The sequence below is a fragment of the Micromonospora fulviviridis genome (assembly GCF_014648395.1).
GTDB lineage: Bacteria > Actinomycetota > Actinomycetes > Mycobacteriales > Micromonosporaceae > Micromonospora > Micromonospora fulviviridis.
Map to the genome: position 1 here is coordinate 795,449 of NZ_BMRA01000001.1, position 11,557 is coordinate 807,005.

11 protein-coding genes are annotated in these 11,557 nt (G+C 73.5%); 6 read left to right on the plus strand and 5 right to left on the minus strand.

Translation table 11 applies throughout. From position 1 onward, the window contains the following. Nucleotides 1-48: 48 nt before the first annotated feature. The 3 genes from IEY96_RS03955 to IEY96_RS03965 are packed head-to-tail and all read left to right on the plus strand — an operon-like array spanning nt 49 to nt 2,621. Entirely contained in the window at nt 49-996 is a 948-nt protein-coding gene (locus IEY96_RS03955; RefSeq protein WP_189193395.1) for an ATP-binding cassette domain-containing protein, read from the plus strand. Further along, a complete protein-coding gene (locus IEY96_RS03960) occupies nt 993-1,733 on the plus strand; it encodes an ABC transporter permease (RefSeq protein ID WP_189193396.1) in 741 nt (246 codons plus the stop codon). Before IEY96_RS03955 ends, IEY96_RS03960 begins: the two co-directional genes overlap by 4 nt. 51 nt (nt 1,734-1,784) lie before the next feature. Continuing rightward, complete coding sequence (locus tag IEY96_RS03965; RefSeq protein ID WP_189193397.1) at nt 1,785-2,621, plus strand: DUF4097 family beta strand repeat-containing protein; 837 nt, start codon at nt 1,785-1,787, stop codon at nt 2,619-2,621. A 3-nt stretch (nt 2,622-2,624) separates the two neighbouring features. On the opposite strand, the gene IEY96_RS03970 is transcribed toward IEY96_RS03965, so the two are convergent. Both IEY96_RS03970 and IEY96_RS03975 read right to left on the minus strand, forming a co-directional pair. Further along, complete coding sequence (locus tag IEY96_RS03970; RefSeq protein WP_189193398.1) at nt 2,625-5,759, minus strand: ATP-binding protein; 3,135 nt, start codon at nt 5,757-5,759, stop codon at nt 2,625-2,627. Nucleotides 5,760-5,800: 41 nt separating this feature from the next. Further along, nucleotides 5,801-6,883 carry a hypothetical protein gene (locus IEY96_RS03975; RefSeq protein WP_189193399.1) on the minus strand — a complete coding sequence of 361 codons (1,083 nt, stop codon included), beginning with the start codon at nt 6,881-6,883 and terminating at the stop codon, nt 5,801-5,803. Between the two features lie 180 nt (nt 6,884-7,063). Here IEY96_RS03975 and IEY96_RS03980 point away from each other — a divergent pair, with 180 nt between their 5' ends. Beyond that, nucleotides 7,064-7,945 (plus strand): SdrD B-like domain-containing protein, encoded by an 882-nt coding sequence (locus tag IEY96_RS03980; protein ID WP_189193400.1) that lies wholly within the window; start codon nt 7,064-7,066, stop codon nt 7,943-7,945. 107 nt (nt 7,946-8,052) lie between these two features. Here the strand turns inward: IEY96_RS03980 and IEY96_RS03985 are convergent, their stop codons facing one another. After that, a complete protein-coding gene (locus IEY96_RS03985; RefSeq protein WP_308429883.1) occupies nt 8,053-8,850 on the minus strand; it encodes an SAM-dependent methyltransferase in 798 nt (265 codons plus the stop codon). A 115-nt stretch (nt 8,851-8,965) separates the two neighbouring features. Here IEY96_RS03985 and IEY96_RS03990 point away from each other — a divergent pair, with 115 nt between their 5' ends. Next, nucleotides 8,966-9,448: a DUF8243 domain-containing protein gene (locus tag IEY96_RS03990; RefSeq protein WP_189193401.1), complete on the plus strand. Its 483-nt coding sequence runs from the start codon at nt 8,966-8,968 to the stop codon at nt 9,446-9,448. Between the two features lie 181 nt (nt 9,449-9,629). Here the strand turns inward: IEY96_RS03990 and IEY96_RS04000 are convergent, their stop codons facing one another. Next, on the minus strand, nt 9,630-9,857 hold the full coding sequence (locus IEY96_RS04000; RefSeq protein ID WP_229791364.1) for a hypothetical protein: 228 nt from the start codon (nt 9,855-9,857) through the stop codon (nt 9,630-9,632). A 110-nt stretch (nt 9,858-9,967) separates the two neighbouring features. Here IEY96_RS04000 and IEY96_RS04005 point away from each other — a divergent pair, with 110 nt between their 5' ends. Then, nucleotides 9,968-10,597 carry a phosphatase PAP2 family protein gene (locus IEY96_RS04005; RefSeq protein ID WP_189193402.1) on the plus strand — a complete coding sequence of 210 codons (630 nt, stop codon included), beginning with the start codon at nt 9,968-9,970 and terminating at the stop codon, nt 10,595-10,597. 15 nt (nt 10,598-10,612) lie between these two features. Here the strand turns inward: IEY96_RS04005 and IEY96_RS04010 are convergent, their stop codons facing one another. Continuing rightward, nucleotides 10,613-11,386 (minus strand): prepilin peptidase, encoded by a 774-nt coding sequence (locus IEY96_RS04010; protein WP_189193403.1) that lies wholly within the window; start codon nt 11,384-11,386, stop codon nt 10,613-10,615. Between the last annotated feature and the right edge of the window lie 171 nt (nt 11,387-11,557).

Below are 11,557 nucleotides of genomic sequence, written 5' to 3' on the forward strand. Positions count from 1 at the left end.
CAGGGGCGTGTCAGGGGGGTGGCAGGCCGGGCGCCGATGGTGGTCCCCATGACGAGTTCAGCGATCGCGGCCTCGGGGCTGCGGAAGGCGTACAAGGACAAGGTCGTTCTCGACGGCATCGACCTCGATGTCGCCGCGGGCACGATCTTCTCCCTGCTCGGCCCGAACGGGGCGGGCAAGACGACGACGGTCAACGTGCTGACCACCCTGATGAAGGCCGACGGCGGCACGGTCCGCGTCGCCGGCCATGACGTGGCGACCGAGACCAAGGCCGTACGGGCGGCCATCGGGGTCACCGGCCAGTTCGCCGCGGTGGACGACCTGCTGACCGGCCGGGAGAACCTGCAGTTGATGGCGGCGCTCAAGGGTCTTGGCTCGGGCGAGAGCAAGCGGGTGGTCGACGACCTGCTGGGGCGGTTCGACCTGACGGAGTCGGCGCAGAAGATGGCGGCGACCTATTCCGGGGGTATGCGCCGGAAGCTGGATCTGGCGATGACCCTGGTCGGCAAGCCCAGGATCATCTTCCTGGACGAGCCGACGACGGGCCTGGACCCGCGCAGCCGGCGGACGATGTGGGACATCATCCGGCAGCTGGTGGCCGAGGGCGTCACGATCTTCCTGACCACCCAGTACCTGGAGGAAGCCGACCGGCTCGCGGACCGGATCGCGGTGCTCGATCAGGGCAAGCTGGTCGCCCAGGGCACTCCCGCCGAGCTCAAGCGGCAGATCCCCGGCAGTCACGTCCGGCTCCGGTTCGCCGGCGACGTCGAACTCGACTCCGCGGCGCGGGTCCTGACCGACGCCACGCGGGACGACGAGGAGGACCTGATCCTGCGGGTGCCCAGTGACGGTGGGGCGAAATCGGTCCGAACCGTGTTGGCCCAGCTCGACGCACATTCCATCGAGGTCGAGGAGTTCTCGGTGCACACGCCGGACCTCGACGACGTCTTCCTTGCCCTGACCGGCCGTACCAGCACGAAGGTGAGCGCATCATGAGCAACGCCACGACCATGTTGGGTCGCAACTTCAAGCACACTCTCCGCAACCCGGTCGCGGTGTTCAACGCGGTCCTGTTCCCGATCGTCCTCATGCTGATGTTCGTCTACGTCTTCGGCGGCGCCTTCGACATCGACGGCAAGTACATCGACTACGCGACGCCCGGCATGATCGTGTTGACGATCTGCTACGGGTTGAGCGCCACCGCGCTGGCCGTGAACTCCGACATGACCAGGGGGATCATCAACCGGTTCAAGGTGATGGACATTTCCCGGAGCGCCGTACTGAGCGCGCATGTCGCGGCCACCATGCTCCGTAGCCTGATCGCCATCGCGGCCCTCGTCGGCGTGGCCTTCGCGCTGGGCTTCCGGCCGGCGGCGAGTGCCCTCGACTGGCTCGCCACCATCGGTTTCATCGTGCTGGTGTCCTTCGCGACCGCCTGGATCACCGTCGCCCTGGGACTGGCCGCCAAGACCCCCGAGTCGGCGGGTCTGGTCTCCGTGCCGCTGGTCATGCTGCCGTTCCTCAGCAGCGCGATCGTGCCGGCCGAGACGATGGGACCCGGCGTGCGGCAGTTCGCCGAGTACCAGCCCTTCACGCCGATCATCGAGACCGTGCGCGGGCTGCTGACCGGTGACCCTTCCACCGGCAGCGCGCTCTCCGCCGTCATCTGGTGCGCCGGCATCGCCCTCGTCGGATACGTGTGGGCGCTCTCCACCTTCAAGAAGCGAGCCTGACCAACCCGAGCGGTTGCCCCCGCCCGTCACCGAGCACGAGGAGAAGTTGTCATGCCTACTTTCACCACGCCAGCCCCCATCGCCGCCACCGTGGAGGTCGCCGGAGCCCAGGTGCGGGTCACAGCCAGCGACCGGACCGACACCGTGGTGCTGGTCGAACCCATCGACGCGGCGAGCCGCAAGGACGTCAAGGTGGCCGAGAAGACCAGGGTCGACTTCGCCGGCGGCCGGCTGTCGGTCAAGACGACCGTCTCCGGGGACAAGGCCGGATCGGTCGCCATCACGATCGACCTGCCCACCGGCTCCAACCTCGTCGCGTACGGGGCGCACTCGGACGTCCAGGCCGACGGCGTGTTCGGCGAGTGCGAGCTGCACATGGCGTCGGGCCGGGTCCAGCTCGATCGCGTCGACGCGCTGCGGGCGAACATCGCGTCCGGTGAGGTCGCGGTCGGCCGGATCGCCGGGCGCGCCGACGTGGACGGCGGGGCGTTCGGGATGCGGATCGGCGAGGTCGGGGGCACGGTCGCGTTCTCCAACTCGGGCGGGCAGGCCTGGATCGGCCACGCCATCGCCGACGTCGAGCTCAGCAGCGCCAGCTGCGACTTCGACATCGACCGCGCCGACGGCAGCGTCACCGCCACGACGGCCAGCGGCGCCATCCGGATCGGCCGGATGACCCACGGCCAGGCGAAGCTGATGAACGGCTCGGGAAACATCGAGGTCGGCATCAGCGAGGGCGCCGCCGCCCACATCGACGTCCACAGCGAGCGCGCGTCGGTGCGGGACTCCGTCTCGCCGGACGGGAACTCCGGCCCGTCGGACAGCACGGTCTCCGTCCACGCCCGCACCCGGCACGGCGACATCGTCATCCACCGCGCCGCGGGCTGACCCTCACGAAGCGAGCGCGACCTCGACCAGCTCGGCCGCGCTCGACCGCGCACCCTCCTGCGTCACCTCGGCGAACCGTGCTTCGCCGAGGTGACGCCGTGCGTCCCGCTCGATTCGGGCCGCGTCGAGGTGGGCGCGATCCGGCAGTCCGCGTACGGCGACGCTGGCCCCGAGCAGCCGCGCCGCCTGCTCGTGCTGGTCGCGGCGCAGGGCGAGGTCGGCAACCCCGACGAGTATCTGGGCGATCAGGAACGGGTGTCCCGCCTCGGACGCCGCCTGCCAGGCCGCCACACGGTGGGTTCGGGTCTCACGGGGATCGTCGGCCAGGTAGCCGAGCGCGTCGTGGATGGCCGCGCTGATGTGCGCCTGCTCCGCCTCGTCGCCCAGCACGGCGGTCGCGATGCCGAGTTGGCGGCGTGCCTCCGCGGTGTCACCGCCCCGGCGCGCGAGCTCCGCCTTGGCGAGCGCCAACTCGACCAGCGCATGCGGCCAGGTGACCCCTTGGGCGCACCGCTCGGCCTCGGCGATGGCGGCCGCGCTGGAGTCCCGATCGCCCTGCAGCCAGTACAGCAGGGCCTGCTGGGTCCGTAGCCGGATGACGTCCTCGACGGCGCCGACCTCGGTGACGACCGCGACCGCCTGCTCGTAGTGCTCACACGCGCCGGCGAACTCACCGCGGGTCGCGAGTTGGCCCGCCAGCTCGGCCAGGGCCAGGGAGATCCCGAACCGCTCGCCGAGCGCCCGGAACTCGGCGAGCGCCAGCTCCAGGTTGGCCTCCGCGTCCCGGCCGGCCTGGCCGAACATGATCCGCATCTTGCCGGCCTGCCAACGGGCCAGGGCGCGTACCCAGGGGTCCTCACTGTCCAGCAAGGACTCGAACGCGGACACCGCGGTTTCCGGCGCCTGGAGGATGCGTTCCAGCGGGGTGACCAGTCCCAGCAGCGGGTTGCGGTGCCGGCTCTGCTGACTGAACCGGTACGCCTTGTGGATCCATTCGGCGCCCTGGTGCTCGTCGCCCCGCCCGGAGGTCACGAAGAGGACCACCAGCCCGTACGCCAGGGCCCGGACGTCATCGGTCACCTCGCCGGGGACCTCGGTGGCCGCGATCATCAGCTCGATGCCTTCGGCCCGACGCCCGCCCAGCCACCAGTACCAACCGGCGGCCGCCGCGAGCCGCATCGCCGCCTGCGCCTCACCGGCGGCGATCGCCCCTCGCATCGCGGCGCCGATGTTGTCGTGCTCCGCCTCCAGCGTGGCGAGCCAGTCCAGTTGCTCGGCGCGGCGAAGATGCGGCTCCGCGGTCTCGGCCAGCTCGGTGAAGTAGGCGAGATGTGCCTGGCGAGCCAGTTCCGACTCGCCCGCCTCGGCGAGCCGGTCCGCGGCGTACTCCCTGATCGTGCTGATCATCCGGTAGCGCGGCGCGCCGTCGCCCTCGCTGAGCAGCAGCGACTTCTCGGCCAGCGAGGTGAGCAACTCGAGTACGTCGTCCTGCTCCACCGCGTCGCCGGCGCAGACCCGCTCGGCCGCCTCCAGGCTCGCCCCGCCCGAGAACACCGAGAGCCTGCGCAGGACGGCCCGTTCGGCGTCGGTGAGCAGCTCCCAGCTCCAGTCGACGACCGCGCGCAGCGTCCGGTGTCGCGGCAGGGCGGTACGGCTCCCGCTGGTCAGCAGGCGGAACCGGTCGTCGAGCCGGTTGGCGAGCTGGTTGATGGACATGGTGCGCAGCCTGGCGGCGGCCAGTTCGATCGCCAGTGGCATCCCGTCCAGCGCCCGGCACACGCGCACCATCGTCGACAAGGTCTGTTCGTCGGCTTCGAGGTCCTTGCGTACCGCGCCCGCCCGGTCGCGCAGCAGGCGGACGGCCGGCGAGGAGGCGGCCTCGCCCGGGCTGGCGTCGGTCGGCACGGCCAGCGGCTCGACCGACCACAGCGCCTCGCCGGTGATGCCGAGCGGCTCCCGGCTGGTCGCCAGGATCCGCAGCCGCCGGCACTCCCCGAGCACCCGATCGGCGAACCTCGCCGCCGACTCGATCACGTGCTCGCAGTTGTCCAGGATCAGCAGCGCCTCCCGCTCGCGGATCGCGGCGATGAGCCCGTCCGCCGGGTCGGCGCTCGGTCCAGCGCCGAGCAGGGCGTCCCGGAGCCCGAGCCCGGTGAGCGTCGCCTGCGCGACGTCGCCGTCGGCGCCGATGGCGGCGAGTTCCACCAACCAGACGCCGTCCGGCAGGTCACCGACGATCGTGCGCGCGGTTTCCGTGGCCAGCCGGGTCTTGCCCGAGCCGCCGGGCCCGATCAACGTGGTCAGCCGGTGCTCCGCGACGAGCCCGCGCACGGCGGCGACATCGGCGTCCCGGCCGACGAAGCTGGTGAGCTCGGCACGCACGTTGGTCTTCCGGTTCTCCTCCCGCCGGCCCAGCTCGCCCCGCAGCAGCGCGGTGTGCAGGGCGGACAGCTCCGGCGAGGGGTCGACGCCCAGCGCGTCGGCCAGGGCCTCCCTCGTGCGTTCGTAGGTGAGCAGGGCCTCGGCGTCGCGGCCGGCCGCCACCAGGGCGCGCATCAGCGCGGCGACCAGCGGTTCCCGCAGCGGATGCGCGGTCACGGCGTCGGTCAGTTCGGCGACCACCTCGGCGCCGTGGCCGAGACCGACCTCCGCTTCGAAGCGATCCTCCATCGCCGTCAGGCGCAGCCCTTCGAGCCGCGTCACCGCCGCGTCGAACGCCTTGCTGTTCTCCAGCCCGACCTCCTGCAGGGCGGCGCCGCGCCACAGGGCGAGGGCCTCGCGCAGCAGCCGGACCCGCGGTAGGCCCTCCTCCTGGCGAGCCCGGCCCACGAGGCGTTCGAACCGCAGGGCGTCGACGGCGTCGGGGTCCACCAGCAGCCGGTAGCCACCCGGCTGCCCCTCGACCACGCCGCCCGGCAGTGCCTTCCGCAGCCGGGAGGCCAGGCGTTGCAGGGCGTTGGCGGCGTCGGCGGGTGGGTTCTCCCCCCAGATCCAGTCGATGAGCGTCGCCTTCGGGACGACCCGGCCCGGTTCGACCGCCAGGGCGATCAGCAGCGCGCGCAACCGGGCGCCCGGCACGTCGGCCAGGACGCCGTCGTTCGTACGGACCTCGAACGGTCCGAGCATCCTGACCTGCACCCGCTGATCCTCCCACGGCGGCTCGCCGGCGCCGGATCGCACTACCGGCCGCCCCGCTGCCACCAGCGACGCTTCGCGACCGGCGCGGGCGCCGGTTCCTCGTCCTCGTCGTCGTCCTGCTCGGCACGGGTCAACACGGCGGTCGCCAGCGCCCGGTCGTCCGCACGGCAGCCGGGCGTGACGAGCATCAGCCGTGCCAGTGACTCCTCGATGGTGACCAGCCGGTTCGCCGCCACCGCCGCGTCGAGCCGGGCCCGGACGAGCTGGCGTACCTCCGGCCGCAGGGCCGGTTCCCGGTAGGCGGCGGTGACGAGCGCGAACAGCGCGGCGTCGGCGACCCAGTCCTCGACGCCGAAGGCGAGGTCCACCAGCACCTCGCGCCGGGTCGAGGTCGGCCACGGCTGGTCCTTGGCGTGGTGCAGGATGCCGAGGCACACCCACGGCTGCAGGAGCCGGTACCAGTACGTCGGCGTCGATTTGGCCAGGTGCTGCCAGCGCGGCGTGTCCGGCGGCCCGGGCAGGTGCGCGAGCAGCCCGAGCAGGTCGTCCAGCGGCAGCCCGCCGAGCGGGGCGGCCTTCACGTACCCCGAGAGCGGTGACTGCCACGGCTCCCCCGCGACCTCCCGCAGGAGGCCGACCGCGGCGGCCGACGGCGCCGGCCCGGCGGGCACCGGCTCGGTGCCGTCGTACCGCCACACCGCGTACCGGCCGGGCCGTACGGGCGCCCGGATGTCGGGCGGCGGGAACTCCGCGATGCCGATGTCGACCGGGCCGGTGATCCGGCGGCAGGCCGTGATGGCGCTGGCCGGCTCCGCCGCCGACAGTCCGAGGCCGGTGACCTCGAGCTGCTCGCCGCGCGCCCGGCGGCCACCGAAGTCGTTGGCGATGTTGCTGATCGCCTCGCTCGGCATCGGCACCCAGTTGAGCCAGGGCCGCTTCGATCCCGCCAGGGCGAACACCACGTCGGTCATCCCGCACGGGTGCGGATCGTCGTGGACGGCCACCAGGTCCGCCACGTCGCCGGAGGCCCGGAACCGCACCGCGTGCCGGGCCGCGTCGCGGTGCGGAAACGTGGCGTCGTCGGCCATCTGTCGCAGGTCAGCATCCGCATCGCCCGAAAACATGGCGCGGAGCCTAGCAATCCGGGCAGCCGCGCAGGGGGCGGTGATCAGCGGCGCAGCCCGACCGGAACGGGCCGGAGGCCGCGTAACGCCGAATGGATCGACGACGCCGGATGAGTGGAGACAGTTGATCTCCGCGGTCCGCCGTCCCGGTCGGGCCGTGCCCCACGACGTGAGGAAGCCATGCGACCGAACTCCCTGTCCCGCTCGCTCCGACGTGTCGTCCCCACCACCCTGGCCGCCCTCGCCCTCGGCGCCGCGGCCCTGCCGGCCGACGCGGTGGCGGCCGGGAGGACCCAGCCCGACCTCGTCGTCGACCTGGTGACGACCGACGTGCTCAACCCGGCGGAGGGCGAGACCTTCAACGCCCAGGTCGACCTGCGCAACTACGGCAACGGCGACTCGGGCCCGGTCAAGGTCACCGTCTCGGTGCCCGCCGGCCTGCGCACCACGACCCCGTACGCCGGCACGGGGTGGACCTGCACGGTGGCGGGCGCGACCAGCTACTCGTGCGCGTACCCGGCGCTGTCGGCCGGGCAGCGCAGTCAGCTGAACGTGCCGTTCGAGGTGGCCGGCGCCACCCCCGGCACCACCGTGCCGATCACCGCGACGATCGCCCCCGACAAGCGTGAGTCGAACACCGGCAACAACACCAGTTCGGTGACGGTGGCCATCGCGGGCACCTGCGTCATCCGGGGCGTGGTGTGGCACGACCTGGACGGCGACGGGCAGCGCGAGGACGGCGAGCCGGGCATCGGGCCGGACGGCGTGCTCCAGGTGACCCTCTGGCGACCGCAGGGGCAGACGATCGGCGGCGGGTCGGCCACCGTGAACCCGGACGGCACCTGGTCCATCACGGCCCGGACCGAACTGCTCTACCAGGTACGGGTGGAGGCGACCAACCAGTACGACAAGACCGCCGGGAACGTGGGTGACGACGCCACCGACTCGGACCTGGTGACGGCGTACCAGTGGGACCCGACCCTGCTCGCGGCCAGCGCCGAGTTCTCGGCCCACGCCGGCGAGGAGTACGTCGTCGACGCCGGTCTGATCACCCGGAGCTGACCTCGGCCGCCGCTCGCCCGGGGGAGACACGGGGGCCCGGGCGAGCGGCAGGGCCTCCCCGCCTGTTCACCGGCCGGCCGGGGCGCGGTGGGCTGACCGGCGCCGGGTCAGCGGCGCAGGCCAACACCGCCGTAGCCGTGCGACACGGCCGACCGGGGCTCGCCGTCCGGCCGCCAGTCGGCCAGCCAGACCAGACCCGGCTCGACCAGGTCGTAGCCGTCGAAGAAGCGGATCGTGGCGGCGTGCGGGCGCGGCACGAGCGGGGCGCTGCTGCGCTGGTAGACCGCCGTGCCCTGCCGGGCGGGCAGCGGCGGCGCGCCGTCCATGGTCAGGTGGGAGAGCGCGAGCAGGCTGCCGGGGGCGGTGGCGTCGCGCAGCCGGGCCACCGCCGCCCACGGGTCGTCGGCGTCGGGCACGAAGTGCAGCACCGCGACCAGCAGCAGCGCCACCGGCTCGGCGAGGTCGAGGGCGGCCCGCACGTCGGGGTCGGCCAGCAGCTCGTCGGGGCGCCGCAGGTCGCCCCGGACCACCAGGGTCCGGCCGTCGGAGGGCAGCAGCCGCCGGGCGTACGCGACGGCGACCTCGTCGTTGTCCACATAGACCACCCGCGAGTCGGGGGCGACCTCGCGGACGATCTCGTGCACGTTGCCCTGGGTCGGCAGCCCGGCTCCGATGTCGAGGAACTGGCGTACGCCCCGCTCGGCCGCGTAGCGCACGGCCCGGCGGAGGAAGGCGCGGTTGGTCTGGGCCGCCACGCCGGTGTCCGGAAAGAGCGTGAGGATCTGCTCGGCGGCGGCCCGGTCGGCGGCGAAGTTGTGGCAGCCGCCCAGGTAGTAGTCGTACATCCGGGCGACGTTCGGCCGGGCCTCGGCCTCGGTCCCGGTGGTGGTCGGCTCTCCCGTCACGCCCTGATGTGTAGCACCCTGGGCGACACACCGCTGACCCGTCGTGTCCGTGATCCGGCTGCCGACGCCGTTCACCTGGTACGACGGTGGGACCAGCCGAGCCGAGGAGGTACCGATGACCGATGGACGGGAGACCGTGGAGGTCGACCCGGTGGTGTTCCGCGCCGTCTACGACTCGCCCGCCTCGCTGCCGGGCCGGCACCGCTGGACCACGCCCGAGTCGGACGTGCGCCGGCTGGAGAAGCTGCTCAACATGCCGGCCCGCAGCATCGGCGCCCCGCTCTGGGTCAGCGGCGACGAGCCGGACTGTCCGAAGTGCGGTCGCCGGGTGAACTGGTACGACATCGTCTCCTCGGCACTGCACGGGATGCACGACCGGGGCATGATCGCGCGGGTCATCCTCGGCGAGCGCAAGTACGTCAACACCGAGGTGCCCGACGCCATCCCCGGCGTGCACTGCGCCGACTGCCGCACCCCCATCGAGGGGCTGCGAAGTTTCAAGTGCCACAACTGGGCGTACGCCTTCGAGGCGCTGGAGGAGATCGTCGAGCGGATGTCGGGCGTGCCGAGTCAGCCGGCGCCGCCCACGGCCTCCTGACTGCGCCGGGTCGGCCGGCGGCCGGGCGGTGACGGCGGCTCGGGGCCCGGATCGGGCACCGGCGGCATCGGCCGGGTGACCGGGGCCTCGCCGGTCACCCGCAGCCGCTCGCCGTGGTGCCACAGCTCGACGGCGTCGGCCGGCCCGGCGTCGGGCAGCTCGTAGCGGGCCGTCTCCCGGGTCAGCGTGACCCGCAGCGGTCCAGCGGCTCACCGCCGACCCAGAGCCGGACCAGCGCGGCGTTCGGGGCGCTGACCACGGTGTCGCTGTGCTCGGGGAAGCCGTATCCGTCCTCCGGGTAGCTCAGCTCGCGCCGCTCGTGGAAACCGTTGAGGTAGGTGCCTGATCCGCCAGGTCTCCTCGCCCTGGGGGCTGTGCGGCACGGGTCCTCCCGAGGTCGGTACGTCACGGTCACCGAATCAGGCCCGGCTGAGAGGCGCCTGAGACTTCGGTGCCTCGACAGTCATTCCCCCACCACCCTCCAGGTGAACGGAGTATGAACAGTTGGTGAGGTGATTCATGACTGACGCCGTGGTGACCGACGTTCCGGATGTCAGTGCCGACTGGTACCACGACATCGTCGAGTTCGCCGACCGCACGCCGGAACCGGTCCACTGGTTCGCCGTGCACTTCACCGAGGGGGCTGTCGTCCTGCTCGGGGTGCTGCTGGTGCTGGCCGCGCTGTCCCGGCTGGTCGGCGGCGACCTCCGCAGCCGGGCGCTCGCCCTGGCCGCGCCGGTCGCGGTGGTCTGCGCGTACGCGTCCAGCGAGGGGTTGAAGACCCTCGTCGCCGAGGACCGGCCCTGCCGCAGCCCCGCCGACCTCGTGATCGTGGCCGGGCACTGCCCGCCGGCGGGCGACTGGTCGTTCCCGAGCAACCACGCCACCATCGCGGGCGCGCTGGCCGCCATCGCGCTGCTGCTGCACCGCCGGATCGGCCTGGTGGCCGTCCCGCTGGCCGCGCTGGCCGCGTTCTCCCGCACCTTCGTCGGCGTGCACTACCCGCACGACGTGGCCGCCGGCCTGCTGCTCGGCGCGCTGGTGGGCACCCTGCTCACCCCGGCGCTGGCCCGCCCGGTGGCCGACGTGCTCCGCTGGCGGGTCCGCCGCGCCGCCACCCGCCCGGCCGTCCGGCCCGCCCGGCGCTGACCCGTCCGCCGGCGCTCACGTCGTCAGGACGAGGGTGAGGGCGGTACCGAGGATCAGGGACGGGCCGAACGGCAGGTGGCTGGACCAGCGGACCCGGCGGGCCGCCAGCAGCGCCAGGCCGGCCACCGCGGAGAGGGTGACCGCGAGCACCAGCCCCGCCACCAGCACGGCCCAGCCGTACCAGCCGAGCAGCGCCCCGGCGCCGAGCGCCAGCTTGGCGTCGCCGAGGCCGAACCCGCGCCGGCCGAGCAGCAGGGTGGTCGCCGCGAAGCCCGCGCCGAGGGCGAGCCCGGCCGCGGTGGCCCGCAGCCAGGTCGCCGGGCCGGGCCCGGCCAGCCCGGCGACCCCGAGCAGCACCCACACCCCGGCCGCCGCCGGCCAGGTCAGCCGGTCCGGGAGGCGGTGCACCGCCGCGTCGACCATGGCCAGCGGCACCGCCCAGGCGAGCCACCAGGCGACGGCCACCCGCACACCGGCCGGCCCGCCGGTGAGCGCCACCGCCGCCACCGCCGCGACCAGGGCCACCTCCACCACCATCGGCGCCGCGCCGACCCGCGCCCGGCAGGACGGGCAGCGGGCCGCCGGCCCGAGCGCCGGCAACGGCCGGTCCAGGCCGATGGGCGCGCCGCAGCCGTCGCACCCCATCCGGTCCGGCACACCCGGGGGTACGGCATACCGGGCGACCGCCAGCCGCAGCAGCGGTACGACCGCCAGCGCGGCCGACAGCCGGACGACCGGACGGCGGGCGGGGGCCGCCGGTGCGGGGACCCCGACCCGTGCCGCGGTCATGCCGGCACCCCCGGGTGGTCGCTCAGCGTTCCACTCTGGAGCACGCAGAGTGAATTTTGCCCGGCCGCCGTGTGGCGGATGGCGCGGAAAACGGCGTCGCACCGGAGGCGGGCCGGGGCACGGCGACCGACTGCCGGCGAGCGGCGGGCGGGCCACCGGTCTACGGGACGG

Coding starts and splice junctions, on each gene's coding strand:
- IEY96_RS04010 (WP_189193403.1), bottom strand. CDS start 11,386: ATGACCGCGGCACGGGTCGGGGTCCCCGCACCGGCGGCCCCCGCCCGC.
- IEY96_RS03955 (WP_189193395.1), top strand. CDS start 49: ATGACGAGTTCAGCGATCGCGGCCTCGGGGCTGCGGAAGGCGTACAAG.
- IEY96_RS03965 (WP_189193397.1), top strand. CDS start 1,785: ATGCCTACTTTCACCACGCCAGCCCCCATCGCCGCCACCGTGGAGGTC.
- IEY96_RS03960 (WP_189193396.1), top strand. CDS start 993: ATGAGCAACGCCACGACCATGTTGGGTCGCAACTTCAAGCACACTCTC.
- IEY96_RS03990 (WP_189193401.1), top strand. CDS start 8,966: ATGACCGATGGACGGGAGACCGTGGAGGTCGACCCGGTGGTGTTCCGC.
- IEY96_RS03980 (WP_189193400.1), top strand. CDS start 7,064: ATGCGACCGAACTCCCTGTCCCGCTCGCTCCGACGTGTCGTCCCCACC.
- IEY96_RS04005 (WP_189193402.1), top strand. CDS start 9,968: ATGACTGACGCCGTGGTGACCGACGTTCCGGATGTCAGTGCCGACTGG.
- IEY96_RS03975 (WP_189193399.1), bottom strand. CDS start 6,883: ATGTTTTCGGGCGATGCGGATGCTGACCTGCGACAGATGGCCGACGAC.